Source organism: Xanthomonas sp. LF07-6 (assembly GCF_034105445.1).
Classification (GTDB): Bacteria; Pseudomonadota; Gammaproteobacteria; order Xanthomonadales; family Xanthomonadaceae; genus Xanthomonas_A; species Xanthomonas_A sontii.
This window is the reverse complement of the sequence record NZ_JAXGGI010000005.1, coordinates 135,273-159,845: the sequence shown is the minus strand read 5'-3', so window position 1 is coordinate 159,845 and position 24,573 is coordinate 135,273. Positions and strand designations below refer to the sequence as shown.

General features: G+C 70.1%; 23 protein-coding genes. 14 read left to right on the top strand and 9 right to left on the bottom strand.

All coding sequences use genetic code 11. The features are described from left to right. Positions 1-91 precede the first annotated feature (91 nt). Positions 92-1,342, bottom strand: coding sequence for a hypothetical protein (locus SLW56_RS10875; protein ID WP_267084352.1), 1,251 nt, complete (start codon positions 1,340-1,342; stop codon positions 92-94). A 189-nt stretch (positions 1,343-1,531) separates the two neighbouring features. On the opposite strand from SLW56_RS10875, the gene SLW56_RS10870 reads away from it, so the two are divergent. The 10 genes from SLW56_RS10870 (at position 1,532) to SLW56_RS10825 (ending at position 10,650) form a co-directional block, all read left to right on the top strand. Further along, positions 1,532-1,858, top strand: a complete 327-nt coding sequence (locus SLW56_RS10870; protein ID WP_267084353.1) for a YerC/YecD family TrpR-related protein — start codon at positions 1,532-1,534, stop codon at positions 1,856-1,858. Positions 1,859-1,867: 9 nt separating this feature from the next. Further along, on the top strand, positions 1,868-2,782 hold the full coding sequence (hisG, locus tag SLW56_RS10865) for an ATP phosphoribosyltransferase (RefSeq protein ID WP_017908285.1): 915 nt from the start codon (positions 1,868-1,870) through the stop codon (positions 2,780-2,782). Further along, entirely contained in the window at positions 2,779-4,074 is a 1,296-nt protein-coding gene (hisD, locus tag SLW56_RS10860; protein WP_320694822.1) for a histidinol dehydrogenase, read from the top strand. Before hisG ends, hisD begins: the two co-directional genes overlap by 4 nt. Next, the gene (hisC, locus tag SLW56_RS10855; RefSeq protein ID WP_267081479.1) at positions 4,071-5,171 is read left to right on the top strand and encodes a histidinol-phosphate transaminase; all 1,101 of its coding nucleotides are present in this window, start codon (positions 4,071-4,073) and stop codon (positions 5,169-5,171) included. Before hisD ends, hisC begins: the two co-directional genes overlap by 4 nt. After that, positions 5,168-6,241: a bifunctional histidinol-phosphatase/imidazoleglycerol-phosphate dehydratase HisB gene (hisB, locus tag SLW56_RS10850; RefSeq protein WP_320694821.1), complete on the top strand. Its 1,074-nt coding sequence runs from the start codon at positions 5,168-5,170 to the stop codon at positions 6,239-6,241. The genes hisC and hisB overlap by 4 nt, the downstream gene beginning before the upstream one ends. 31 nt (positions 6,242-6,272) lie before the next feature. Continuing rightward, the gene (hisH, locus tag SLW56_RS10845) at positions 6,273-6,875 is read left to right on the top strand and encodes an imidazole glycerol phosphate synthase subunit HisH (protein WP_017913325.1); all 603 of its coding nucleotides are present in this window, start codon (positions 6,273-6,275) and stop codon (positions 6,873-6,875) included. Beyond that, positions 6,872-7,606 carry a 1-(5-phosphoribosyl)-5-[(5-phosphoribosylamino)methylideneamino]imidazole-4-carboxamide isomerase gene (hisA, locus tag SLW56_RS10840; protein ID WP_320694820.1) on the top strand — a complete coding sequence of 245 codons (735 nt, stop codon included), beginning with the start codon at positions 6,872-6,874 and terminating at the stop codon, positions 7,604-7,606. The genes hisH and hisA overlap by 4 nt, the downstream gene beginning before the upstream one ends. Continuing rightward, positions 7,600-8,376, top strand: a complete 777-nt coding sequence (gene hisF / locus SLW56_RS10835) for an imidazole glycerol phosphate synthase subunit HisF (RefSeq protein ID WP_148830373.1) — start codon at positions 7,600-7,602, stop codon at positions 8,374-8,376. The genes hisA and hisF overlap by 7 nt, the downstream gene beginning before the upstream one ends. Beyond that, positions 8,366-8,989 (top strand): bifunctional phosphoribosyl-AMP cyclohydrolase/phosphoribosyl-ATP diphosphatase HisIE, encoded by a 624-nt coding sequence (gene hisIE / locus SLW56_RS10830; RefSeq protein ID WP_152238864.1) that lies wholly within the window; start codon positions 8,366-8,368, stop codon positions 8,987-8,989. The genes hisF and hisIE overlap by 11 nt, the downstream gene beginning before the upstream one ends. Positions 8,990-9,066: 77 nt before the next feature. Then, a complete protein-coding gene (locus SLW56_RS10825; RefSeq protein WP_320694819.1) occupies positions 9,067-10,650 on the top strand; it encodes a calcineurin-like phosphoesterase family protein in 1,584 nt (527 codons plus the stop codon). A 236-nt stretch (positions 10,651-10,886) separates the two neighbouring features. On the opposite strand, the gene SLW56_RS10820 is transcribed toward SLW56_RS10825, so the two are convergent. The 7 genes from SLW56_RS10820 to SLW56_RS10790 form a co-directional block, all read right to left on the bottom strand. After that, positions 10,887-11,360 carry an STY0301 family protein gene (locus SLW56_RS10820; protein WP_267094030.1) on the bottom strand — a complete coding sequence of 158 codons (474 nt, stop codon included), beginning with the start codon at positions 11,358-11,360 and terminating at the stop codon, positions 10,887-10,889. Between the two features lie 410 nt (positions 11,361-11,770). Then, complete coding sequence (locus tag SLW56_RS10815; protein WP_320694848.1) at positions 11,771-12,850, bottom strand: C13 family peptidase; 1,080 nt, start codon at positions 12,848-12,850, stop codon at positions 11,771-11,773. Between the two features lie 34 nt (positions 12,851-12,884). Then, positions 12,885-13,583, bottom strand: a complete 699-nt coding sequence (gene mtnC / locus SLW56_RS10810) for an acireductone synthase (RefSeq protein ID WP_017912145.1) — start codon at positions 13,581-13,583, stop codon at positions 12,885-12,887. 3 nt (positions 13,584-13,586) lie between these two features. Then, the gene (locus SLW56_RS10805; RefSeq protein WP_017907269.1) at positions 13,587-14,153 is read right to left on the bottom strand and encodes an acireductone dioxygenase; all 567 of its coding nucleotides are present in this window, start codon (positions 14,151-14,153) and stop codon (positions 13,587-13,589) included. Positions 14,154-14,247: 94 nt separating this feature from the next. Beyond that, entirely contained in the window at positions 14,248-14,889 is a 642-nt protein-coding gene (locus tag SLW56_RS10800; RefSeq protein ID WP_267084360.1) for a methylthioribulose 1-phosphate dehydratase, read from the bottom strand. A gap of 261 nt (positions 14,890-15,150) precedes the next feature. Beyond that, positions 15,151-16,584: an amino acid permease gene (locus SLW56_RS10795; RefSeq protein ID WP_320694818.1), complete on the bottom strand. Its 1,434-nt coding sequence runs from the start codon at positions 16,582-16,584 to the stop codon at positions 15,151-15,153. A gap of 85 nt (positions 16,585-16,669) precedes the next feature. Beyond that, positions 16,670-18,142, bottom strand: a complete 1,473-nt coding sequence (locus SLW56_RS10790; protein WP_043091917.1) for an amino acid permease — start codon at positions 18,140-18,142, stop codon at positions 16,670-16,672. Positions 18,143-18,311: 169 nt separating this feature from the next. Between SLW56_RS10790 and SLW56_RS10785 the strand changes: the two genes are divergently transcribed. Continuing rightward, on the top strand, positions 18,312-18,893 hold the full coding sequence (locus SLW56_RS10785) for an NUDIX hydrolase (protein WP_320694817.1): 582 nt from the start codon (positions 18,312-18,314) through the stop codon (positions 18,891-18,893). Positions 18,894-19,099: 206 nt separating this feature from the next. On the opposite strand, the gene serA is transcribed toward SLW56_RS10785, so the two are convergent. Then, on the bottom strand, positions 19,100-20,341 hold the full coding sequence (serA, locus tag SLW56_RS10780) for a phosphoglycerate dehydrogenase (protein WP_043091919.1): 1,242 nt from the start codon (positions 20,339-20,341) through the stop codon (positions 19,100-19,102). A 342-nt stretch (positions 20,342-20,683) separates the two neighbouring features. Here serA and SLW56_RS10775 point away from each other — a divergent pair, with 342 nt between their 5' ends. The 3 genes from SLW56_RS10775 (at position 20,684) to SLW56_RS10765 (ending at position 24,427) form a co-directional block, all read left to right on the top strand. After that, complete coding sequence (locus SLW56_RS10775; protein ID WP_295919553.1) at positions 20,684-22,072, top strand: FAD-binding oxidoreductase; 1,389 nt, start codon at positions 20,684-20,686, stop codon at positions 22,070-22,072. Positions 22,073-22,190: 118 nt separating this feature from the next. Continuing rightward, complete coding sequence (locus tag SLW56_RS10770; RefSeq protein WP_010341821.1) at positions 22,191-22,508, top strand: DUF2388 domain-containing protein; 318 nt, start codon at positions 22,191-22,193, stop codon at positions 22,506-22,508. Next, positions 22,505-24,427: a DUF4105 domain-containing protein gene (locus SLW56_RS10765; protein ID WP_320694816.1), complete on the top strand. Its 1,923-nt coding sequence runs from the start codon at positions 22,505-22,507 to the stop codon at positions 24,425-24,427. The genes SLW56_RS10770 and SLW56_RS10765 overlap by 4 nt, the downstream gene beginning before the upstream one ends. The last annotated feature ends 146 nt before the right edge of the window (positions 24,428-24,573 follow it).

Genomic DNA, 24,573 nt, shown 5'->3' with positions numbered 1-24,573 from the left:
CGCCGCGCTGTGCGAGATCTTCGTGGGAGCGGCTTCAGCCGCGACCGGCACGGCCGGTAACCCCGGCCACGGCCGATCCCAAAAACGCTAACTACAGCAGGCCCGCACCCTGCAGCATCGCCTTGAGCGCACGCCGTTGCGCGCCATCGTCCGCCGGCCAGCCCTGCACTTGCGCGACGACTTTGCCGTCGCGCACCAGGAAGAACGTCGGCATGCGCCATTCGCGCGGCAACAGGGGCCATTCCTCCACGTCGTAGAGCGGATGCAGCGGCGTCTGCGGCTGCGCCTGGTTCCAGGCGCGCAGCGCCTCCAGGTCCTCGCTGCCGGGCGGCAGGGTCAGCCACAGCGCGTGGCGGCGGAACGCAGGGCCCAGTTCGGGATCGGCGGCGATGGCGCGTGCTGCGTCGGCGGCGAAATGGCAGCCGGCGGCGACCAGGATCTGAGGTGGCCCCAGATCGATCCGCTGCCGGTGCAGCGTGCGCCCATCGGGTTCCAGCGACCACAGCGTCGGCCCCTGCGCCGCCGCGCCCAGGCGGTCCTCGAAGCGCAGCCAATGCGGCCAGTCGGCGCTGCCGCCATCGGCCAGCAGGCGCCGTGCGTCTTCCACGCGATGCGCGAGCAGCAGCGCGTTGCCGGCGTCGTCCACCTGCGCCGCGCTGGCCTGGCCGCGGCGTCGCAACTGCGCCAACACCTGCAGTTGCGTGTCCAGCCCCGCCGGGGTGGGGCGCAGCGCGTAGGTCGCGACGACGGCCCGATACAGAAGATCCAGCGCGGCCGCGTCTGATTGCGCGAGGGCGGCGGGGTCGAATGCTTCGGGCAGGGCGCTGCGGACTGCGGGCCAGGGATCGCGTCCAGTGCGACCGAGGCCGTCCAGATTCCGGTTGTAGCCGTTGTAGCGACGCTCCAGGTCGCCGATCGCGGCGGTGGGCTCGTGGACGCGCGGTTGCGTCGCCCAGTGCGGCAAGCTTTCCGCGTAGCGCTCGACCCCGAACAGCGCCAGCAGCGCCCGGCCCTGCGTGCGGGTCAGCTGCGGCAGGTCCTGCGTATCGAATCCACCCAGGCCATTGCGGCCGAACACCAGGCCGTCGAGGAAGCGTTCGCGGGCGCCGGGCGTGAGCGCGTCCAGCGGCGTGCGCTGGCCTGCATGGGCGCGCAGGTAGGCGGCGAGCTGGGCGCTGGAGCGGATCGGCAGTTGCTCCACAGTGGCCGCGGTGTCGGCGTTTGCGGCCCCCTGGGCGGGAGGCGCCGGCGGCGGCTGCGCCGCTGCCGGCGTCGCCATGCACAGGGCAAGGGCGGCAAAACACGCATTGCGCATGCGGTACTCCAGAGCGGCGGCGGTCATCGCCGATCCTAGCGGCCGCCGGGCGATCCTTCCATCCGCCGCGGGAGGTGTCTGCGCGCAGCGTGAGGCCGGATCGCGGCAACGCGCACGGCGCCAGAACGCGCAACAGGATGGCCCGGAGGCTGAATGCCAGGTCGCTGCGACCCGTGCAAGCTTGACCTTGTAATAGCGTGCTATTACATTAGCGCAATGAAACAACGTCCCGTCCCTGCAGAAGACCGCGACAGCGCTGCCTCGTTCAAGGTGTTGGCGCGCACCCTGGCCCAGCTCGGCAAGCCGCAGGAAGTGGCGGCGTTCCTGCAGGACCTGTGCACGCCGGCCGAGCTGGAGGCGATGGCGGACCGCTGGCGCGTGGTGCCGCTGCTGCTCAAGGGCGTGCCGTACCGCGAGATCCACGACCTGACCCAGGTCAGCGTCACCACCATCGGCCGTGTCGCACGGACCCTGGAATACGGCGCCGGCGGCTATGCCGCGGCGCTGCGCCGGCAGACGGCGCGCCCCTCCGATTCCCACTGAGATGTCCTGATGAGTGCTTCCCTGGCAGCACCGGCCCGCGACCGGCTGCGTATCGCGATCCAGAAGAGTGGCCGCCTGGCCGAGCCGGCCCGTGCGGTGCTGGCCGCCTGCGGGCTGAGCTGGCGCGAGAGCCGCGACAAGCTGTTCTGCTACGGCGAATCGTTGCCGGTCGACCTGCTGCTGGTGCGCGACGACGATATTCCCGGGCTGATCGCCGACGGCGTGTGCGACTTCGGCATCGTCGGCCGCAACGAACTCGAAGAGCAGGCCGGCGAGCGCCGCCGCAATGGCCTGCCGGAGGCCTATCGTGCCCTGCGCGGGCTCAACTTCGGGCAGTGCCGGCTGATGCTGGCGGTGCCGGACAGTTGGGAGTGGAGCGGCCCGCAGCAGGTGCAGGGGCTGCGCATCGCCACCAGCTACCCGGCGGTGCTGGCCGACTGGCTGGACGCGCGTGGCATCGCCGCGCAGGTGGTGGAGCTGTCCGGCTCGGTGGAGATCGCGCCGCGCCTGGGCACCGCCGACCTGATCTGCGATCTGGTCTCCAGTGGCGCCACCCTGGCTGCCAACCAGCTCAAGCCGGTGGAGACGCTGCTGGAGAGCGAGGCGGTGCTGGCCGGCCCGGTCCGCGAACCGGCCGACGCCCGTGCCGGCCTGGCGGCGATGCTGCTGCGCCGGCTCGACGGCGTGCTCAAGCTGCGCGACAGCAAGCTGCTGATGTTCCGCGCTGCGCGCGAACGCGTCGCCGACCTGGCGCGGTTGCTGCCCGACGCCGAACCGCTGGTGCAACTGCCCGGCGATGCCGATGGCCCGCTGCAGTTGCAGACCATGTGCCACGGTGCGATCACCTGGCAGCGCATGGAGGAACTGGAGCGCGCGGGCGCGCAGGGCTTGATGGTGTTGACGGTGGAGCGGTCGCTGGCATGAATCGTTTGGAATGGAGCGCGCTCGACGCGCAGGAACGCACCCAGGCGCTGACCCGGCCGGTGCAGCGCGTGGCCGAGCAGACCCGCAACGCGGTGGTGCAGGTGCTCAATGACGTGCGCAGCCGCGGCGACGACGCGCTGCGCGAGCTCACCGCGCGTTTCGATGGCGTGGTGCTGGAGACCTTCGAAGTGAGCGCCGCCGAGTTCGCCGCCGCCGAGGCGGCGGTGCCGGCGCCGCTGCGCGCGGCGATGGCCGAGGCGGCGGCTCGGATCGATACCTTCCACCGCGCCGGCATGGCGCAGCCGTACGCGGTCGAGACCGCGCCGGGCGTGGTCTGCGAGCGCGTGGTGCGGCCGATCGGCCGGGTCGGCCTGTACGTGCCGGCCGGCAGCGCGCCGCTGCCGTCGACCGCGCTGATGCTGTGCGTGCCGGCGGCGCTGGCCGGCTGTCGCGAGGTGGTGCTGTGCACGCCGCCGCGCGCCGACGGCTCGGCCGACCCGGCGGTGCTGGTCGCGGCGACGCTGTGCGGCGTCGACCGGGTGTTCAAGCTCGGCGGCGCCCAGGCGATCGCGGCGATGGGCTTCGGCACCGAGACCGTGCCGTCCTGCGACAAGCTGTTCGGTCCGGGCAACAGCTACGTCACCGAGGCCAAGCAGCAAATCGCGCAGGCCGGCGCGGCGGCGATCGACATGCCGGCCGGACCGTCCGAGGTGCTGGTGATCGCCGACGCCGGCGCCGATGCCGCCTTCGTCGCCGCCGACCTGCTGTCGCAGGCCGAGCACGGCCCCGACTCGCAGGTGCTGCTGCTGTCCGACAGCGCCACGTTGATCGAGGCGGTGGAGAACGAACTGGAGCGGCAGCTGGCGACGCTGCCGCGCGCGGCGATCGCCCGGCAGGCGCTGGCCGCGTCGCGGCTGATCCGCGTCGACACGCTGGAGGATGCGTTCGCCATCAGCAACCGCTACGCCCCGGAACACCTGATCCTGGCGCTGCGCGCGCCGCGCGACTGGCTGGACCGGGTCGAGGCCGCCGGCTCGGTGTTCCTGGGCGACTACACTCCAGAGGCGCTGGGCGATTACTGCAGCGGCACCAACCACGTGCTGCCCACCAGCGGCGCGGCGCGTGCCTACAGCGGCGTGAGCGTGGCCAGCTTCCAGAACTTCGTCAGCGTGCAGAGCGCCAGCGTGGCCGGCATCGCCGCGATCGGCGGTTGCGCGGTGCTGATGGCGCGCGCCGAGGGCCTGGACGCGCACGCCAACGCGGTGGCGCTGCGCATGGAGAAGGCGGCATGAGCCGGACTCCAGACGCACGCGCCGTGCTGGCGCTTGTCCGCCCGGACCTGCGCGAGTTCGCCGGCTATTCGTCCGCGCGCAGCAGTGCGCTGCAGGGCGAGATCTGGCTCAATGCCAACGAGTCGGCCTGGGCCAACGCTGCCGATGGCGACGCCGGCAATCGCCGCTATCCCGACCCGCAGCCGCCGGCACTGCGCGCCGCACTGGCGCAGCTGTACGCCTGCGCCCCGGAACAACTGCTGCTCGGCCGTGGCAGCGACGAGGCCATCGACCTGCTGCTGCGCGCCCTGTGCGAGCCGGGCCGCGACGCCATCGTCATCACCCCGCCGGTGTTCGGCATGTACGCGGTGTGCGCGCGGCTGCAGAACGCGCGCGTGGTCGAGGTGCCGCTGCGCGATACCGCCGAGGGCCTGCTGACCGACGTGGATGCGGTGGTGGACGCCGCATTGAGTCAGATGGCCAAGCTGGTATTCCTGTGTTCGCCGGGCAACCCCGGCGGTGCGGCGATCGCCCTGGCCGACATCGATCGCGCCGCCGAGCGCCTGCAGGGACGTGCGGTGCTGGTGGTGGACGAAGCCTATGGCGAGTTTTCCGACGAAGCCTCGGCCACCCGCTTGCTCGCGCGCCATGCCAACCTGGCGGTGCTGCGCACGCTGTCCAAGGCGCACGCGCTGGCGGCGGCGCGGATCGGCTGCGTGATCGCCGATCCGGCCCTGATCGCGGTGCTGCGCCGCTGCCAGGCGCCGTATCCGATTCCGGCGCCGTGCACGCAGCTGGCGCTGGCCGCGCTGCAGCCCGAACCGCTGCGGCAGACCGCGGCGCGGGTGCAGGAGGTGCGGGCAGAGCGTACGCGGATGCAGGCGGCGCTGGCGGCGTTGCCGGGCGTGCGCCAGGTGTATCCGTCGCAGGGCAATTTCCTGCTGCTGCGCTTCGACGACGCCGAGGGCGCGTTCCAGGCGCTGCTGGCGGCCGGGGTGGTGGTGCGCGACCAGCGCGCCGCGCCGGGCCTGGGCGATGCGCTGCGCATCACCCTGGGCACGCCGGCGCAGAACCAGCGCGTGCTCGGCGCCTTGCAGGCATGGAGGGCGGCGGCATGACCCCGATCCTGTTCGTGGACCGCGACGGCACCTTGATCGAGGAGCCGGCCGATTTCCAGATCGACGCCTACGAGAAGCTGCGCTTCGTGCAGGGCGTGATCCCGGCGATGCTCAAACTGCGCGACGCCGGCTATCAGTTCGTCATCGTCACCAACCAGGACGGCCTCGGCAGCGAGGCCTACCCGCAGGCCGCCTTCGACGGGCCCAACGACCTGATGCTGCAGATCTTCGCCAGCCAGGGCATCGTGTTCCGCGAGGTGCTGGTCGACCGCAGCTGGCCGGCCGACAATGCGCCCACGCGCAAGCCCGGCATCGGCCTGATGCTGCCGTACCTGCAGGACCGCAGCATCGACTGGGCGCGCTCGGCGATGGTCGGCGACCGCGTCACCGACATCCAGTTCGCCGAGAACCTGCGCATCCGCGGCTTCCAGTTGCGGACCGCGCAGTTCGGCGGCGAGTGGGACTGGGCCGGCATCGCCCACGAGCTGGCCGATGCGCCGCGGCGTGCGCGGGTGCAGCGCGACACCAAGGAAACCCGCATCGCGGTGGAACTGGACCTGGACCTGGCGCGCGACCCGCACTGCGCCACCGGTCTGCCGTTCTTCGACCACATGCTCGAGCAGATCGGCAAGCACGGCGGTTTCGCCCTGGACGTGCGTTCCGAAGGCGACCTGCACATCGACGAACACCACACCATCGAGGACACCGGCCTGGCCTTGGGCCAGGCGTTGCGTCAGGCGCTGGGCGACAAGCGCGGCATCGGCCGCTACGGCTTCACCCTGCCGATGGACGAGACCCTGGCCAGCGCTGCGCTGGATTTCAGCGGGCGCCCGTACTTCGTGTTCGAAGGCGAGTTCAAGCGCGAGCGGGTCGGCGACATGCCCACCGAACTGGTACCGCACTTCTTCCGCTCGCTGTGCGATGCGGCCGGGCTGAACCTGCACCTGAGCGTGCGCGGCGACAACGACCACCACAAGGTCGAGGCCTGCTTCAAGGCGCTGGCCCGCGCCTTGCGCCAGGCGCTGAAGCGCGAGGGTGCGGCGCTGCCCTCGACCAAGGGCGTGCTGTGAATCGGCGCGTCGTGGACACGCGGAGGGTGCGATGAGCACGGTGGCCTTGATCGACGCCGGCGGCGCCAACCTCGGTTCGGTGCGCTATGCGCTGCAGCGGCTCGGCGTGGAGCCGCGGCTGGTGCGCGACGCGGCCGGTCTGCAGGGCGCGGAGCGGGTGATCCTGCCGGGCGTGGGGGCGGCGCCGCATGCGATGGCGCGGCTGCGCGAGCAGGGCCTGCTCGAGCCACTGCGCGCGCTACAGGTGCCGCTGATCGGCATCTGCCTGGGCATGCAGTTGCTGTTCGAGCATTCCGAAGAAGGCGATGTCGATTGCCTGGGCCTGCTGACCGGCGTGGTCCGGCGCATGCCGCCGGCGCTTGGCATCCGCGTGCCGCACATGGGCTGGAACCGGCTGTTGCCGCTGCGCCCGTCGTCGTTGCTGGCGGGCGTGCCGGACGGTGCCAGCGCCTATTTCGTGCACGGCTATGCCGCACCGGTCACAGGCGACACTGTCGCCGCCTGCGATCATGGCGGTCTGTTCACCGCGGTGGTGCAGCATGGTCGCCGCTGCGGCGCGCAATTCCATCCCGAGCGCTCCGCAGACACCGGCGCGCGCATCCTGCGCAACTTCCTCGAGACCGATTTCCCATGAGCTTCGTCGTCTATCCCGCCCTGGACATCCGCGACGGCCGCGTGGTGCGGTTGGCGCAGGGCGACTACGCCCGCGAGACCCACTATGGCGACGATCCGTTGCGCCGCGCGCAGGCCTTCGCCGAGGCCGGTGCGCAGTGGATGCACCTGGTCGACCTGGATGCGGCCCGCGCTGGCGGCTATACCCTGGCACCGCTGCTGCAGCGGATCCGCAACGAGACCGGGCTGCAGGTGCAGACCGGCGGCGGCGTGCGCTCGCGCGCCGACGTGCAGCGCCTGCTCGATGCCGGCGCCAGCCGCGTGGTGATCGGCTCGCTGGCGGTACGCGACCGCGAGTCGGTGCTGGAGTGGCTGGCCGAATTCGGTCCCGAGCGCATCACCGTGGCGCTGGACAGCCGCCAGGACGCGCACGGCGTCTGGCGCCTACCGGTGCACGGCTGGACCGAGACCTCGTCGCTGAGCCTGGACGCGCTGGCCGGCGAGTACGCCGCGGCCGGCCTGATCCACCTGCTGTGCACCGACATCGCCCGCGACGGCATGCTGTCCGGGCCGAATCTAGCCTTGTACGCGCACCTGCGGCAGCTCGCGCCGGCGTTGGCCGTGCAGGCCTCCGGCGGCATCCGCAACGCTGCCGACGTGCGCGGCGCGCGCGAGGCCGGCTGCGACGGTGCCGTGCTCGGCAAGGCATTGCTGGAAGGGCGGCTGCGCCTGGACGAGGCGCTGGCATGCTGAGCCGGCGCATCATCCCGTGCCTGGACGTGCGCGAGGGGCGCGTGGTCAAGGGCGTCAAGTTCCGCGACCACGTGGACATGGGCGATATCGCCGAGCTGGCGCTGCGCTACCGCGACCAGGGCGCCGACGAACTGGTGTTCTACGACATCGGCGCCAGTCCGGAAGGGCGCTCGGTGGACTACGCCTGGGTCGAGAAGGTGGCGCGGTTGCTGGACATCCCGTTCTGCGTGGCCGGCGGCATCCGCGACGTCGCCACCGCGCGCGCGGTGCTTCACGCCGGCGCCGACAAGATCTCGATCAACTCGCCGGCACTGGAGCGGCCGGCGCTGATCGCCGAGCTGGCCGAGGCCTTCGGCGTGCAGTGCGTGGTGGTCGGCATCGATTCGATCCGCGAGGACGACGGCCAATGGCGCGTGCGCCGCTTCACCGGCGACCCGAGCAAGACCCAGGCGCTGCGCATGCGCACCCTGGACTGGGTGGTGGAGGCGCAGCGCCTGGGCGCCGGCGAGATCGTGCTCAACTGCATGGACAACGACGGCGTGCGCCGCGGCTACGACATCGCCCAGCTGCACGAGGTGCGCGCCCTGTGCAAGGTGCCGCTGGTGGCCTCCGGCGGCGCGGGCGAGATGCAGCACTTCGCCGACGTGTTCGAGCGTGCCGACGTCGACGGCGCGCTGGCCGCCAGCGTCTTCCACAGCGGCGCGATCGCCATTCCCGAACTCAAGCGCTTCCTGCGCCAACGACAGATCGAGGTGCGCGATGGCGCATGAACACTCCCACGACGCGGACGCCGCCGATGCGGCGCTGGACTGGGGCAAGGGCGACGGCTTGCTGCCGGTGGTGGTGCAGGACGCCGCCACCCTGCGCGTGTTGATGCTGGGCTATATGAACCAGGAGGCGCTGGCGCAGACGCGCCGCAGCGGCCAGGTCACCTTCTACAGCCGCAGCAAGCAGCGGCTGTGGACCAAGGGCGAAAGCTCCGGCAACGTGCTGGATGTGGTGGCAATCGACACCGATTGCGACCGCGACACCTTGCTGGTGCTGGCGCATCCGCGCGGGCCGACCTGCCACCTGGGCCGCGACAGCTGTTTCCCACAGGCGCCGGGCCAGTTCCTGGGCGCGCTCGACCGCCTGGTCGCGCAACGCGAACGCGAGCGGCCGGCCGGCAGCTACACCACGCAGCTGTTCGAGAAAGGCACGCGCCGCATCGCGCAGAAGGTGGGCGAGGAGGGCGTGGAGACCGCACTGGCCGGCGTCGCCCAGGGCGACGAGGAACTGCTCGGCGAGTCCGCCGATCTGCTCTACCACCTGACCGTGCTGCTGCGCGCACGCGGCCTGGGCCTGGCCGACGCGGTGGCGGTACTGGAAGCGCGGCACCGCTGAGTCTGTCCGGCGTGGTCATCGTCGTGTCGATGTCGTTGGCTACAATCGGGGGCCCTCGGCTTCTCCGGATGTTCCGCATGCTGCGCACCGTCGTCCTTGCCTGCCTGTTGGCCGCCGCCGCTCCCGCCGTGGCGCAGACCGCGACGATCAGCGGCAGCGTCTACCAGGAACGCGATAACGCCCCGGGCCGCGGCCCGGGCGATGCCGGCGTCGCCGGCGTGCAGGTGTCCGACGGTGTGCACATCGTCCGCACCGACGCGCAGGGCCGCTACCGCCTGCAGGTGGAGCCCGGCCGCACGGTGTTCGTGATCAAGCCCGACGGCTACAGCTTCGCCAGCGCCGGCAACGGCCTGCCGGACTACTGGCGGCACTACGCGCCCGCCGGCTCGCCCACGCTCAAGTATCCGGGCATCGCGCCCACCCGCGGCGCCACCGACCACTGGGACTTCGCGTTGCGCGCGCAGCCCAAGGCCGACAGCACCGAGGTGCTGGTGTTCGCCGATACCCAGACCGCATCGATGACCGATGTCGGCTACTACGCCCGCGACATCGTCGCGCCGTTGCGCGGCAAGACCCATGCGCGCATCGGCACCACCCTGGGCGACGTGGTCAGCGACGACCTGTCGCTGTATCCGGCGCTGAATGCGGAAACCGCCAAGCTCGGCGTGCCGTGGTTCCATGTGCCCGGCAACCACGACCTCAACTTCGACGCGACCGACGACGTCGATTCGCTGTCGAGCTGGCGTGCGGTCTACGGTCCCGACACCTACGCGGTGGAAGAGGGCGGCGCCAGCTTCGTGTTCCTGGACGACGTGGTCTACCAGCCGACGCAGCAGCCCAAGTACATCGGCGGCCTGCGCGCGGACCAGTTCGCGTTCCTGCAGGCCTACCTGGCCAGCGTGCCCAAGGAGCGGCTGGTGGTGCTGGGCCTGCACATCCCGCTGTTCGATGCGGCGCCCGGCAAGGAGACCTTCCGCCATGCCGATCGCGCGCGGCTGTTCGCGCTGCTGCAGGCGTTCCCGCATGTGCTGGTGCTCAGCGGCCACAGCCACACCCAACGCCACGATTACCACGGTGCCGACGAGGGCTGGCACGGCGCGCAGCCGCTGCACGAATACAACGTCGGCGCGGCCTGCGGCGCGTTCTGGTCCGGGGTCAAGGATGCCGAGGGCATTCCCGCCGCGACCATGGCCGACGGCACCCCGAACGGCTATGCACTGCTGACCGTGCGCCGCGACGGCGGCTATGCGCTGGCCTACCACGCCGCGCGTGCCGCCGACGACACCCAGATCGGCCTGCATGCGCCGAAGGTATTGCGCCGCGGTGCCTATCCGGCCTGGGGCGTGTACGCGAACGTGTACATGGGCGAGGACGACACGCGCGTCGAATACCGCGTGGACGACGGCGCCTGGAAGCCGATGCAGCGGGTCGAACAGCCGGACCCGGCTCTGCTCGCCGAGAACGCGCGCGACGATGCCGCCGACGCGTTGCGCGGCTACGATCGGTCGCCGGAAGCGATTCCGTCGCAACACCTGTGGCGCGGCGCCTTGCCGACCGATCTGAGCGTGGGGGCGCACCGCATCGAGGTCCGCGCGTTCGACCGCTGGCGCGGCGAGCAGCACGCCAGCGGCAGCTATCGGTTGCAGGACGCCTCTCCCTGATCGCGCCACGGTTGCGACGCTGGCGTCGCGTCCTGGCGACGCCAGTTCAGTCGCGACCTAGGTTCTTTTGACCGCCGTCCTGGGCTGTGCCCGGCGCACGCGGGCGCTGGGCGAAGTAGAACCGGCTGTTGTCGTTGTCGTTGGCGATGACGCCGAGGAGCCGATCGGCGCCAGCATTGGCGAATGTGCCGCCGTTTGTCCAGTTCGGCGCGCCGTCCCAGGAGCCGTGCCAGCTTTCATCTGCAAGTTACTTGAAGGACATGCTTTGCATTGATTGAATAACTGCACTGCTCCACGCGGTTCGCCAGTTTTACGTCATGCGTTTGCTTGTCCGCGTACCTGCAGCGTACGGTGACGAATCGGCCCTCATCGTAGATGTAGCCCAGAACCCAATGGCCGTATCGCTCCTTTGCCACGTCGGGCTCAAGCGCTGCGAGATCCTGTGGTTCTCCATCGAATGCATCGATGGAGCGAAGTGGCTGATCCTGTCGAATGGGGCAGACCGAAGGCGCGGCGAGCACGGTACTCCAGCCCAAAAGGCAAAGTAGAAGAGCGGCAATTTGCTTGCTCAATGGCATAGACGTTGTTTCCATTGTTTGCAGCTCGTATCTGCGCTGCCGTGCCTGCGGATCCGTCAGTATCAAGTCGGGCGCGGCGAAGGCCCATTCTTCATCTGATACGTCGGTTGGATAGAGGCGTGGTGGCTTCATCGCCTACGATAGCCGCGTGAACTCCAAGTTCATAACACGCTCTAGGCTTGGCCATTGCTGAGAACAGCTACACCCTCGACCTGCTGAGACGGTTGTGGACCATCGCTGCGGCGCGGTCCGGCGTACTACCGGTCCGGAGTCGGCATGAAACAAAAAAACCTCCATGAAGGAGGCCTATAAAACGAGAGGATCCTGGCTGGCGAGCGAAGGCTGGCGGGCGGGAGGATCGGTGCGCAGCTGGCTGGCGAAAGGCTGGCGGGCTTGCTGCGGGGCGCAGTGTAACGGCTGCACGCGATCGGCGATCGAATGCGAATTACTCTCATCTATGGGTTGCTGCAGACTCCTGCTCCGGACCCCAGGCGCACCGAGCGTGGGGGTCTTACGTGCATTGCTCGACGGAGCAGTGTGGCTCACTGCGTGGGAGTGGCAGTCGGTGGCGGTCGCGCCGGTTTTGCGGGCGTCGGGGGAGCAGTGGTTTGCGTGGTCCCGGGCGCGTGGTCCGGTTCGCCATCGGTCGCAGTCACTGCGTCGTCCGCATCGGGCTCCGGATACGGATACGGCGGTGCGGCGGCGTTCGGCAACTGCGCGCGCCAGTGCTGCAGCCACGCGCCGATGCGCGCGCCCACGTACAGCTGCGGATACGACGGCGCCTCGCCTTCGGCCTGCTCGCGTGCGCTGATCTCGGCACTGGCCAGGCGATAGCTGTCGACCAGATCGGTGGTGCGCGCCAGCGCGTCGATCAACCAGGCGCGGCCGAAATAGGTGGCGCTGGCGGTGTTGCCGCAGCCGAACGAGGGCCGGTCGCGACGGGCGGCGGTGATGACCAGGGTGTCGGCGGTCTTCAGCGCCGGCACGAAGCCGCCGGAGTAGCAGGCGGAGATCACGATGATGCGGTTGCGGATGCCGGCGTCGTCGAGCAGGCGACGCAGTTCCTGCGGGGTGATGGTGTCGTACTCGGCATCCTCGCCGGGGCCGAACTGCAGGTACAGCTCGTGCTTGTCCGTGCCGTGACTGGTCAGGAACAGCAGCAGCGCATCCTCGCGCGGATCCATCAGCTTGCCGACGCGGTCCAGCGTATCGGCCAGGTTGTCGTAGGACGCCTGCGGCGCGTAGGCGTGCGCGCCGAGATTGTCGCCGTGGTTGATCAGGGTGGCGATGCGGCCAGCGGCGCCAAAGCGCTGCGTGAACATCTGCCGCAGGTACAGCACTTCGTTGCGGAACACGTCCTCGCTGGCGTCGCCGGCGAAGCCCACCACGTACAGGTCGGGGACGCCCGGGCGCTGAGGCTGCAGCGATCCCAGCGCCTGGCGCAGCTGCGCCTGGTCGACCGGATCCTGTGCCGCCTCGTCCTGCGCGGTGTCGGCCGCGCCGGCCGGCATGGCGCCGGCATCGGAATGGCAGGCGGGCAGCGCCAGCGCCAGCAGCGCGGCCGGCAGCAGCCGGCGCCGCAGCACGGCCAACGGGCGCCGCAACGCCGCCAGGGCGGCCATCAAGGCAGCGACAGGCCTGCGCATGCGCGGGGACTCAGAAGCCCAGGTCGGCGAAGCTCTCCGCGCGGCGGTGGCCGTTGCAGGCCTCGCCCTGGCGCGGTTGCGGGTAATCGTCGCGGCGGTCGATCAGCACCGTGTCCAGGCCGGCGGCGCGGGCCGCATCCAGTTCGGCGACCACGTCGGACAGGAACACGATCTGCGCCGGCGCCACGCCGATCGCCTCGGCGATGCGCGCGTAGCTGGGCTGCTCGCGCTTGCCGCCGATCTCGGTATCGAACCAGCCGGAGAACAGGCCGCGCAGGTCGCCGGCGTCGCTGTGGCCGAAGAACAGCTTCTGCGCCGGTACCGAGCCGGACGAGTACACGTACAGCGCGCGGCCGTCGGCATGCCAGCGGCGCAGTGCCGGCGCGGCATCGGGATAGATGTGCGCGGTGAAGTCGGCATCGCGGTAGCCGGCTTCCCAGATCATGCCCTGCAGCGCCTTCAGCGCGGTGTGCTTGCGGTCCTCGTCGATCCAGCCCTGCAGGGTCTCCACGATCACCGCATCGGTGCAGATGCCGCCGCATTCGCTGGCGACCGCATCCAGCCATTGCCGCACCTGCGGCTGCTGGCCGTGCTCGCGCACGAAGCCGGGCAGGGCGCGGCGCGCGTACGGGAACAGCACGTCCTTGACGAAGGAGATGCTGCTGGTGGTGCCTTCGATGTCGGTGAGTACGACGCGCGGATCGGTCATCGCTCAGTGCGCCTCGCCGCGCAGCTTCGCTTCGTAGCGCGGGAAGCGCTGAGCGATGTCGGTGCCGGTGAAGTGGCCGACCCAGCCGTCTGGCTCGGTGAAGAAGCGGATCGCGACGAAGCGCGGCTCCGGCCCCATGTCGAACCAGTGGTGGGTTCCGTCGGGCACGGCGATCAGGTCGTCCTGCACGCACTCGATCTCGTAGACCTTGCCGTCCACGTGCAGGGTGAACAGACCGGAGCCGGCGACGAAGAAGCGCACCTCGTCTTCCTTGTGGAAGTGCTCGTCGAGGAACTTCTTGCGCATCTCCTCGCGCTGCGGGTTGTCCGGGGCGATGCTGACCACGTCCACGGTCTTGAAGCCGTTGGCGGCGACCAAGCGGTCGATGTCGGCCTTGTAGGCGGCCATGACCGCGTCCGGCGAGGCGCCGGGCTCGATCGGCTGGTTGGCCTGCCAGCGCTCGAAGGTGACGCCGATCTTGCGCAGTTCGGCGGCGATCGCGTCGCCATCGCGGCTGTCGAACAGCGGCGCGTCGGGAGTGGTGTCGGCGAAGATGCGGAGTCGGCTCATGGCGGCGGGCGAAAGCGTCAGTGGGGACGAAAAGGGTAGCAGGTGCGCGGCCGGCGGCCGTTGCGGCGCTGGAACGCTGTCGCGCCGCGGCGGATCAGCCGGCGGCGCGCAGTTTGCGCAGCTCCAGCTCGCAGTGCAGCAGGAACTCGAAGGCTTCGAGGTGGCGGCGCGCTTCGGCCATGTCGCGGCCCCAGGCGTACAGGCCGTGGCCGTCGATCAGGTAGCCCCACAGCGGCGTGCGATCGAGCAGGGCGTCGACCTGCGCGGCCAGCACGGTCATGTCCTGGGTGTTGGCGAACACCGGCAGGTCCACCGCGGTCTCGTGGGTCTGGTTGCCGTGCAGCGCCTTCAGCAGCTCGTAGCCTTCCAGGCGGATATGGCCCTGCGGGGCGTACAGGCGTGAGGCGATGGTCTGCACCGGCGAGTGCGTGTGCAGAATGCAGCCGACCTCGGGGAAGCGCCGGTACAGCTGAGTGTGCAGCAGGGTCTCGGCGGACGGGCGCAGCGGCCGGCCGACGGCCTGGCCGTCGAAGTCCACCACCATGATGTCGTCCTCCACCAGCCGGCCCTTGTCGCCACCGGAGACGGTGATCGCGGCATGGCGATCGTCCAGGCGGTGCGAGAAGTTGCTGCTGGTGGCGGGCGTCCAGCCGGCCTGCGAGAGCTCGCGGATGTTGTCGATCAGCAGGTGCGCCAGCGTGCGCAGGCGCTCGGAATCGTAGGGCAGTGCGTTCATGCGCGTAGTGTAGGGCTTGATCGCTGGATTGGGATGACAGGTGGTGGTGCACCCAGTAGCACCTCCTCACGCCGTACCCTCACCCCAACCCCTCTCCCGGAGGGAGAGGGGCTTTGGCTTCTCCCTTCTCCCGTCGGGAGAAGGTGCCCCCGCAGGGGCGGATGAGGGTACGGGCGAAGCCTCGTGCTGCCAGATGGGCGCAGCGCTTCGCGTCCGTACCTTCACCCCAACCCCTCTCCCGATGGGAAAGGGGCTCTGCGCTCAGCCTTGGCTGCCGCGCAGGCGGCTGTGGCGGTAGCCGTAGCCGAAGTAGATCGCCAGGCCGATCACCGTCCAGCCGGCCATCAGCATCCAGTTGTGCGCGGTCATCGCCGACAGCAGCGCCAGGCAGCTGAGCACGCCGGCGATGCAGATCGGCCAGGCGAACGGGATGCGGAACGGCCGCGGCAGGTCCGGCTGGGTGCGGCGCAGGATCAGCACGCCGGCGCAGACCGCGGCGAAGGCGATCAGGGTGCCCATCGAGGTCAGTTCGCCCAGCACGTCCAGCGGGAACAGCGCCGCCAGCAGGGCGATGCCGATGCCGGTGATCACCGTGTTGACGTGCGGGGTGCGGTAGGTCGGGTGGATCTTGGTGAACACCGGCGGCAGCAGGCCGTCGCGGGCGATGATCATGAAGATGCGCGGTTGGCCGATGATCATCACCAGCACCACCGAGGACAGGCCGATCAGCGCGCCGACCTCCACCACCACGCGCAGCCAGCCCAGTTGCGGATGCGCGGCGACCGCGGTCACCACCGGCTCGTCGGTGCCCAGTTGCGCGAACGGCACCAGCCCGGTCATCACCGCGGCCATGGCGATGTACAGCACGGTGCAGATCACCAGCGACAGGATCATGCCGATCGGCAGGTCGCGCTGCGGCCGGTGCGATTCCTGCGCCGCCACCGACACCGCCTCGAAGCCGATGTAGGCGAAGAACACCATCGCCGCGCCACGCAGCACGCCATCCATGCCGTACTTGCCCGGGCCTTCGTTGGCCGGGATGAACGGGTGCCAGTTGGCCGGGTCCACGTACTTCCAGCCGGCGGCGATGACCAGCACGATCAGGCCGCTCTTCAGCACCACCATCGCCATGTTCATCGCTGAGGACTTGCGGATGCCGACGTAGCACAGCCAGGTCAGCAGCAGCACGATGCCGGCGGCAGGCAGGTTGGCGATCGCGCCGGTGGGCTGCAGCTTGCTGTCCAGCGGCGCGTTGACCAGGGCCGCGGGCAGATGGATGTTGAAGTGGTCGAGCAGGCTCAGGAAATAGCCGGTCCAGCTGACCGCCACCGCCGAGGCCGACACGCCGTACTCCAGCACCAGCATCCAGCCGATGAACCAGGCCGCCAGTTCGCCGAAGGTGGCGTAGGTGTAGGTGTAGGCGCTGCCGGAGACCGGCACCATCGCCGCGAACTCGGCGTAGGCCAGCGCGCAGAACGCGCAGCACACCGCGGCCAGCACGAACGAGAGCATGATCGCAGGCCCGGCGTGGTTGGCCGCGGCCTGCCCGGTGATGACGAAGATGCCGCCGCCGATCACCGCGCCGATGCCCAGCGCGGTCAGGCCCCAGGGGCCCAGCGCGCGTTGCAGGCCTAGCCCGCCGGCGTCCTCGTGGCTGGCATGGGGGTGTTTGGTGGCCAAGAGTTGTTTGAGCATCGAGCGGTTCCAGCCGGGCGCGGCGTGCGAGGAAGAGGGGGCGAACGCGAAGACCGGCGCGGACGCCGGTCTTCGGAGGAGCGGATCAGGCCTTGGTGGCCAGGCGGCTGTTGCGGATGCCGTAGAAGAAGTAGATGCACAGGCCGATCAGGGTCCAGCCGACGAACACCTTCCAGTGTTCCTGGAATGCCTGGAAGAACAGGCCCACGCAGAACAGCGCGCCCAGTGGGCACACCGCCCAGAACAGCGGCACCCGGAACGGGCGCGGCAGATCCGGACGGGTGAAGCGCAGCACCATCACCCCGACGCAGACCGTGGCGAAGGCCAGCAGGGTGCCCATCGACACCAGTTCGCCCAGCACGTCCAGCGGGATCAGCCCGGCCAGCAGCGCCGCGAGCACGCCGACCACCACGGTGCCGACGTAGGGGGTGTGGAAACGGCGATGGACCTTGCCGAACAGCTTCGGCAGCAGGCCGTCGCGCGCCATGGTGTAGAAGATGCGCGGCTGCGCCATCAGCATCACCAGCACCACCGAGGACAGGCCGGCGATGGCGCCGATCTCGACGAAGGTTTTCAGCCAGGCCAGCTGCGGATAGTGCTCCAGCGCAGTGGCCACCGGCTTGGCGGTGCCGAGCTGGGTGTAGGGCAGCAGGCCGGTCAGCACCGCGCAGACGATGATGTAGATGACGGTGCAGATGGCCAGCGACACCAGGATGCCGATCGGCATGTTCTTCTGCGGGTCCTTGGTCTCGCCGGCGGAGGTGGAGACCGCATCGAAGCCGATATAGGAGAAGAACACGATGGAGGCGGCGCGGAAGATGCCGCTCCAGCCGAACTCGCCCGGGCCGGTGTTTTCCGGGATGAACGGATGCCAGTTGTCCGGGTTGATGTAGAAGATGCCGACGCCGACGAACAGGCAGATCACCAGCACCTTGATCGCCACCACGATGGCGTTGACGAAGGCCGATTGAGTGACGCCGACGTAGCACAGCGTGCTGACCGCGGCCACGATCAGCACCGCCGGCAGGTTGACGAGGTTGCCCGAGGCCACGAACGCATGGCCGGTCCAGGTGAGCGGCGCGCTGGCCAGTTCCGCGGGGAAGGGCAGGCCGAGGGTGCCGGTGACGAAGCTGATCAGATAGGCCGACCAGCCCACCGCGACGCTGGAGCCGGCGAACAGGTATTCCAGCACCAGGCACCAGCCGATGAACCAGGCCACGCCTTCGCCGAGCGTGGCGTAGGAGTACGAGTAGGCGCTGCCCGAGACCGGCAGCATCGCCGCGAATTCGGCATAGCACAGGCCGGCGAAGGCGCAGGCCAGGCCGGCGAACACGAACGAGAGCATCACCGCCGGGCCGGCATGATTGGCCGCTGCCTGGCCGGTGAGCACGAAGATGCCGGCGCCGATCACCGCGCCGATGCCGAGCAGGATCAGGTGTCTGGCGGTGAGGGTGCGTTTGAGGGTGGCTTCGCCCTCCAGACTGCCTTCGAACGGTTCGCCGGCATCGACGTGACCGGCCGGTTCGATCGGCTTGACCCTCAGCAAAGACTTGAGCATTCGGTGCATCCCCAGGTGGCGGTACGGGGCAAGCGGCCCCGGCAATGGCGAAGCGCCGGGCCCGCAGCGGGCGACGCAAGCGTCGTACCATGCCAAAGCCGGCCGGCCGCCACAAGCCGCGCTGCACCGTGGACGGCGATAATGGCCGCCCCCGAATGCGAGAACGCCGATGCCGGAGTCGTCCCTACGCCAGCAGTTGCAGGCCCATGCCGGGCAGTGCCCGGACCAGGCCGAGGTCGCCGCGCAGTTCCTGGCCTTGCTCGACGATGCCGCCGATCCGTTCGTGCGCGCGCGTCTGGACGGCCATTTCACCGGCTCGGCCTGGCTGGTCAGCGCCGACGGCACGCGCACTTTGCTGACCCATCACCGCAAGCTGCAGCGCTGGCTGCAACTCGGCGGCCACGCCGACGGCGACCGCGATCTGGCGCGGGTGGCCTTGAAGGAAGCCGAGGAAGAATCCGGCCTGCCCGGCCTGGCACTGGAGGATGGCGCGATCTTCGACCTGGACCGGCACTGGATTCCAGTCCGCGGCGAGGTGCCGGGGCACTGGCATTACGACGCACGTTACGTGGTCCGCGCCGGCGCGGACGAAGCCTTCGCGGTCAGCGAAGAATCGCTGGCGTTGGCCTGGCGCCCGATTGCCGAATTGCTGGATGAAGCGGACCTGGATCCGTCGCTGCGGCGCATGGCGCAGAAGTGGTTGAAGCGCCGCGCATCAGCCCCTCTCCCCCCGGGAGAGGGGTTGGGGTGAGGGTCGGGCGCGAAGCGCATGCGGTGTTTCAGCTGCACGAGGCTGCGCCCGTACCCTCATCCGCCCCTTCGGGGCACCTTCTCCCTAAGGGAGAAGGGAGAAGCCGGCTCCGGTCGGATGGCTGAGCCCCTCTCCCTCCGGGAGAGGGGTTGGGGTGAGGGTACGGGCGCGCAGCGCCCCCACGAATCCCCAATCCCCAATCCCCGCTAATAAAGAATGCGCGTCCGCAACGTCCCCGCCACCTGCGCCAGTTCCTCCTTCAGCACCGCCGCCTGCTCCTCGCTGGCGCCCACGTCGATCACCACGTAGCCGACCTTGGGGTCGGTGCGCAGGAACTGGCCGTCGATGTTGACGTTGTGGCGCGAGAACAGTTCGTTGATCTGCGACAGCACGCCCGGCACGTTGCGGTGGATGTGCAGCAGGCGCAGGCTCTCGGCGTGCTCGGGCAGGGTCACCTCGGGGAAGTTCACCGCCGACAGGGTGCTGCCGTTGTCGCTGTAGCGCACCAGCTTGGCCGCCACTTCCACGCCGATGTTGTCCTGCGCTTCCAGCGTGCTGCCGCCGACATGCGGGGTCAGGATCACGTTGTCGTGCGCGGCCAGCGGCGATTCGAACAGGTCGCCGTTGCCCTTGGGTTCGATCGGGAACACGTCCACCGCGGCGCCGCCGATGTGGCCGCTGCGCAGCGCCGCGTCCAGGGCGTCGATGTCGATCACCGTGCCGCGCGAGGCGTTGATCAGGTGCGCGCCCGGCTTCATCTGCGCCAGCTGCGTGGCGCCGATCATGTCGCGGGTGGCCGCGGTTTCCGGCACGTGCAGGGTGACCACATCCGAGCGCGCCAGCAGGTCGTCCAGGTCGGTGGCGGTGCGGGCGTTGCCCAGCGACAGCTTGGTCTCGATGTCGTGGAAGATCACCTGCATGCCCAGCGCCTCGGCCAGCACGCCGACCTGGGTGCCGATGTGGCCGTAGCCGACGATGCCCAGCACCTTGCCGCGGGTCTCGTGGCTGCCGGCGGCCGACTTCGACCAGCCGCCGCGGTGGCATTCGGCGTTCTTCTGCGGAATGCCGCGCAACAGCAGGATGGCCTCGGCGATCACCAGCTCGGCGACGCTGCGGGTGTTGGAGTAGGGCGCATTGAACACCGGGATGCCGGCCAGTTCCGCGGCGTCCAGGTCGACCTGGTTGGTGCCGATGCAGAAGCAGCCGACCGCGATCAGGCGCTTGGCGTGGGCCAGCACCTCGGCGCTGAGCTGGGTGCGCGAGCGGATGCCGACGATGTGCGCCTCGGCGATGCGCTGCTTGAGCTCGTCTTCCGGCAGCGACTTGGCGTGCAGTTCGATCTGCGAGTAGCCGGCCGCGCGGAACACGTCGACGGCGGTCTGGCTGATGCCTTCGAGCAGCAGCACGCGGATATCCTGCTTCGGAAACGAGGTCTTCTTGGGCGACATTGCGGCGAGGGAGCGATGGCCAACGGGCCGGTCACTATGCCAGATGGCTCCTTGCTTTGGTGCGCCGCAATAGGATGCCGGGAGGATAGCGATGCAACGCTGGAAAGGTTTCAGGTGCATCGATGTTTGTTGGGAGGAGTCGGGACTCGGGACCCGGGACCCGGAGAAGCGTGCACCTTTTGCGCCTGACGGTGTTGCTTGACGTCCCACGTCGGTTGCTTTTGCTTTTCCGGGTCCCGGGTCCCGGCTCTAGATTCCCGAGCCCCGGCTCCTCCCCAACTGGACGCGGTTACGCAACGCTGGCACGCTTGAATGCTTGCCTCCACCGATGCCTCTCCGCCCATGACCGACCCGCGCCTGGATGCCCTGGCCCTTGCCGTTCCCGGCCTGCGCCTGAAGACCGATCCCGCCGACCTGGAGCACTACGGTCGCGACTGGACCCGGCGCTGGACCCCGGCGCCGCTGGCGATCGCGCTGCCGGCGACGGTGGAGGAGGTGCAGGCGGTGCTGCGCTGGGCCAACGACCACGCGGTGGCGGTGGTGCCCTCCGGCGGCCGTACCGGCCTGTCCGGCGGCGCGGTGGCCGCGCACGGCGAACTGGTGCTGAGCCTGGAGCGGATGAACAAGGCGCTGGCCTTCGATCCGGTCGACCGCACCCTCACCGTGCAGGCCGGCATGCCGCTGGAAGCGGTGCACAACGCCGCGCGCGAGCACGGGCTGCTGTACCCGGTGGACTTCGCCGCGCGCGGGTCGTGCTCGATCGGAGGCAACATCGCCACCAATGCCGGCGGCATCCGCGTGATCCGCTACGGCAACACCCGCGAGTGGATCGCCGGGTTGAAGGTGGTCACCGGCAGCGGCGAGCTGCTCGAGCTCAACCGCGGGCTGATCAAGAATTCCAGCGGCTACGATTTTCGCCAGTTGCTGATCGGCTCCGAAGGCACCCTCGGCATCGTGGTCGAAGCCACCCTGCGCCTCACCGACCCGCCGCCGCCGAGCAACGTGATGCTGCTGGCGCTGCCCTCGTTCGAGGTGCTGATGCAGGTGTTCGCCGCGTTCCGCAGCCGGCTGCAGCTGGAGGCGTTCGAGTTCTTCACCGACCGCGCGCTGCAGCACGTGCTGGCGCATGGCGCGCAGGCCCCGTTCGACACGGTGTATCCGTACTACGTGGTCACCGAGTACGCCAGCGGCAACGAGGCGCAAGAGGCCGCGGCGCTGGCCGCATTCGAGGCCTGCATGGAGCAGGGCTGGGTACTGGACGGGGTGATCAGCCAGAGCGAGGCGCAGGCCGCGCAGCTGTGGCGCCTGCGCGAAGGCATCACCGAAGCGGTGGCGCGCTACACCCCCTACAAGAACGACGTGTCGGTGCGGATCTCGGCGATGCCGGCGTTCCTGGCGCGGACCCAGGCGCTGCTCGGCGAGGCCTACCCGCAGTTCGAGGTGGTGTGGTTCGGCCACATCGGCGACGGCAACCTGCACATCAACGTGCTCAAGCCCGACGCCACCGCGCCGGCGGAGTTCATCGCCGCCTGCGAGCAGGTCACCAAGCTGCTGGCGCAGGTGCTGGCCGAGCACGGCGGCAGCATCTCCGCCGAGCACGGCATCGGCCTGGTCAAGAAACCCTACCTGGAGAGCACCCGCAGCGCCGAGGAGATCGCGCTGATGCGCGCGGTCAAGCGGGTGTTCGATCCGTCCGGGTTGCTCAATCCGGGCAAGCTGTTCGATCCCTGAGCGCAGCCGTGCACCGCTGCCGCGCGGCCCGTTCAGGCGCTGCGCGGGGCGGACCGCTAGGCTATGCGGCGCGGCGCTGGCCGTCCCCTTTTTCACGATCCCGTTTGGAACGATTGCAATGACCCGAGTGACCGCGCGCTGCGCCCTGCTGTTCGCCCTGATCCTGCCCGCGTTCGCGCAGGCTTCCAGCTTCGCCGGCAGCTCCGCCGGTTCGGCCTCGGCCGGCTCGGCCGGCAGCTCGGCGTCCTCGGACAGCAGTTCCAACAACGACAAGGTGGTGCTGCAGGCGCGCGACGACGCGGCCGGCTTCGTCGCCAGCGCCGGGCGCATCCGCGGCGTGCAACTGGAAGCGGCGCTGCGCGTGTTGCGCGAGCGCAACCCGCAGGCGCAACAGGCCAGCGACCTGGAACTGGCGCAGGCGATCCTGGCGCTGTGATCCCGCGCCGGCCACGGCGCCTGCGCGCGCGGTGGCTGGCGTTGCTGGCGCTGGCCGCTGCGGTGCACGCAGCGGCCGCGCCGCTCGCTGTCGATGAGACAGGGCTGAGTCCCGCCGAGCGCACGGCCAGCGAGGCCGTGCTGGCCGCGGCGCAGGCGCGACTGCCGCCGGCCTGGACCGCGGCGCTACCCGCAGGACTGCCGCTGCAGTGGCGCGACGATCTCCCCACGCAGGTGCACGGGCGCGCGCAGGCCAGGCGCCTGCTGTTGAACAAGCGCTTGCTACGCGACTGGATGGCGGCGCCAGGGCGCGACACCGATCCGGTCGCCGACCCGGCACGGCGACCGGCGCTGGCCGCCCTGCTGCACGAGCTGGCGCACTTCTACGACCGCTCCGCGGCCGGGCATCTCTCGTCCGATCCGCGCTTGCTGGATCTGGCCGGCTGGCAGGTCAGCCCGATGCGCCTGGGCCTGCGTCGTGGCCAGAACCGGTTCACCGAGCGCAGCCCGGATCCCTACGAATTGCAGTCGCCGGCCGAGTTCGTGGCGGTGAATCTCGAGCACTTCCTGCTCGATCCGGACTACGCCTGCCGGCGGCCGGCGCTGGCCCGCTACTTCGCCGCACGCCTGGCATGGACGCCACCGGCGAGCGCATGCGCGCCCGGCCAGGTGTTCGTGCAGGACCCGCTGGCCGACGCGGCCGCCTTGCTGCAGGTGGACCCGGCGCGGATCTACGCGGTGGACTACCTGCTGGCCGAAGGCAACGCGCAGCCGATGAGCCACTGGGGCCACAGCATGTTGCGCCTGGTGATCTGCGCGCCGGGGCGGCCGCTGGGCCCGGCATGCCGGCTGGACCTGGCCGAGCACCGGGTGCTGTCGTTCCGCGCCTTCGTCGACGACGTGCAGATTTCCAACCTGCGCGGGCTCACCGGCTCCTACCCGTCGCGGCTGTTCGTGCTGCCGCTGCGCCAGGTGGTGGACGACTACACCCAGGTGCAGTTGCGCGGCCTGCAGTCGCTGCCGCTGCGGCTGTCGCGCGAAGAGATCGCTGCGCTGCTGGAGCGTGCCGCGCAACTGCACTGGAGCTACGACGGCCGCTATTACTTCCTGAGCAACAACTGCGCGGTGGAGACCTACGCCTTGCTGCACGACGGCGTGCCGCGGCTGGCGGCCGCGCATCTGTCCGGGATCAGCCCGACCGGCCTGCGCCGGCGCCTGGTACGGGCCGGCATCGCCGATGCGTCGGTGTTCGACGACGCAGACGCAGCGGTGCGCGATGGCTACTTCTTCCCGGCGGCGAGCGCGCATTTTGCGCAGATGTTCGCGGTGGCGCGCGGCTCCCTGGCACTGCCGGCCCGCAATGCCGACGCGTGGCTGGATCTGCCGGCCGCGCAGCGCGCGCCGTGGCTTGAGCGCGGCGACCTGCGTGCCAGTGCCGCCTTGTTGCTGCTGGAGAACGCCGCCCGCCGCCGCGCCGAACAGCGTGGGCGCGAAGCATTGAAACGGCGCTATCTGGGCAAGCCGCTGCCGACCGCGGTGGCCGGTGCGGGCGGGGGCGATGCGGGTGCCGACACACGTGACGCTGCCAGCGCGGTGCGTGCCGTGCTGGCCGAGCAGGGGCTACTGAGCCAACCGGCGAGCCTGCTGCAGGGGCAGCCGGGCTATGGCCTGCCGCAGGCGCAGGAACGTGCCTGGCTGCAGGTGCAGGGACAGGCACGGATTGCGGCGCTGCACGAGGACGGCGCCGCGCTGCAGACGCGCCTGCGCGGATTGCTGCCGGCGCCGCTGCAGGCGGACCTGGCGCAGATCGATGCCAACCTGGCGACGCTGGGCGCACGCCTGCGCACGCTCAATCGCGAAGGCGGTGGACTGCAGTTGGATTCGCCGTCGCTGTTGCGGCAGCGTGGTGGGCAGCCGTAGCGCGGCGTGCGGGCTTGTGATGCGAGGCGATCGAAGGGAACTGGATCGCGCGTGCGGTTGACGGCGGCGCGGTTGCGGCTGAAGCCGCTCCCGCGACGTTCGCGGCGTGAGTCCGCAGCACCTGTGCGTCGCAGGCGCAGCCGTGT

What these genes read in the sequence shown, in the direction of transcription:
- hisC (WP_267081479.1), top strand. Translation starts at nt 4,071, where the DNA reads ATGAGCCGGACTCCAGACGCACGCGCCGTGCTGGCGCTTGTCCGCCCG.
- hisG (WP_017908285.1), top strand. Translation starts at nt 1,868, where the DNA reads ATGAGTGCTTCCCTGGCAGCACCGGCCCGCGACCGGCTGCGTATCGCG.
- SLW56_RS10875 (WP_267084352.1), bottom strand. Translation starts at nt 1,342, where the DNA reads ATGACCGCCGCCGCTCTGGAGTACCGCATGCGCAATGCGTGTTTTGCC.
- hisB (WP_320694821.1), top strand. Translation starts at nt 5,168, where the DNA reads ATGACCCCGATCCTGTTCGTGGACCGCGACGGCACCTTGATCGAGGAG.
- hisIE (WP_152238864.1), top strand. Translation starts at nt 8,366, where the DNA reads ATGGCGCATGAACACTCCCACGACGCGGACGCCGCCGATGCGGCGCTG.
- SLW56_RS10805 (WP_017907269.1), bottom strand. Translation starts at nt 14,153, where the DNA reads ATGAGCCGACTCCGCATCTTCGCCGACACCACTCCCGACGCGCCGCTG.
- SLW56_RS10795 (WP_320694818.1), bottom strand. Translation starts at nt 16,584, where the DNA reads ATGCTCAAACAACTCTTGGCCACCAAACACCCCCATGCCAGCCACGAG.
- SLW56_RS10790 (WP_043091917.1), bottom strand. Translation starts at nt 18,142, where the DNA reads ATGCTCAAGTCTTTGCTGAGGGTCAAGCCGATCGAACCGGCCGGTCAC.
- SLW56_RS10870 (WP_267084353.1), top strand. Translation starts at nt 1,532, where the DNA reads ATGAAACAACGTCCCGTCCCTGCAGAAGACCGCGACAGCGCTGCCTCG.
- SLW56_RS10800 (WP_267084360.1), bottom strand. Translation starts at nt 14,889, where the DNA reads ATGAACGCACTGCCCTACGATTCCGAGCGCCTGCGCACGCTGGCGCAC.
- hisH (WP_017913325.1), top strand. Translation starts at nt 6,273, where the DNA reads ATGAGCACGGTGGCCTTGATCGACGCCGGCGGCGCCAACCTCGGTTCG.
- hisF (WP_148830373.1), top strand. Translation starts at nt 7,600, where the DNA reads ATGCTGAGCCGGCGCATCATCCCGTGCCTGGACGTGCGCGAGGGGCGC.
- SLW56_RS10770 (WP_010341821.1), top strand. Translation starts at nt 22,191, where the DNA reads ATGACCCGAGTGACCGCGCGCTGCGCCCTGCTGTTCGCCCTGATCCTG.
- SLW56_RS10825 (WP_320694819.1), top strand. Translation starts at nt 9,067, where the DNA reads ATGCTGCGCACCGTCGTCCTTGCCTGCCTGTTGGCCGCCGCCGCTCCC.
- SLW56_RS10815 (WP_320694848.1), bottom strand. Translation starts at nt 12,850, where the DNA reads ATGGCCGCCCTGGCGGCGTTGCGGCGCCCGTTGGCCGTGCTGCGGCGC.
- SLW56_RS10785 (WP_320694817.1), top strand. Translation starts at nt 18,312, where the DNA reads ATGCCGGAGTCGTCCCTACGCCAGCAGTTGCAGGCCCATGCCGGGCAG.
- hisD (WP_320694822.1), top strand. Translation starts at nt 2,779, where the DNA reads ATGAATCGTTTGGAATGGAGCGCGCTCGACGCGCAGGAACGCACCCAG.
- mtnC (WP_017912145.1), bottom strand. Translation starts at nt 13,583, where the DNA reads ATGACCGATCCGCGCGTCGTACTCACCGACATCGAAGGCACCACCAGC.
- SLW56_RS10820 (WP_267094030.1), bottom strand. Translation starts at nt 11,360, where the DNA reads ATGAAGCCACCACGCCTCTATCCAACCGACGTATCAGATGAAGAATGG.
- hisA (WP_320694820.1), top strand. Translation starts at nt 6,872, where the DNA reads ATGAGCTTCGTCGTCTATCCCGCCCTGGACATCCGCGACGGCCGCGTG.
- SLW56_RS10775 (WP_295919553.1), top strand. Translation starts at nt 20,684, where the DNA reads ATGACCGACCCGCGCCTGGATGCCCTGGCCCTTGCCGTTCCCGGCCTG.
- serA (WP_043091919.1), bottom strand. Translation starts at nt 20,341, where the DNA reads ATGTCGCCCAAGAAGACCTCGTTTCCGAAGCAGGATATCCGCGTGCTG.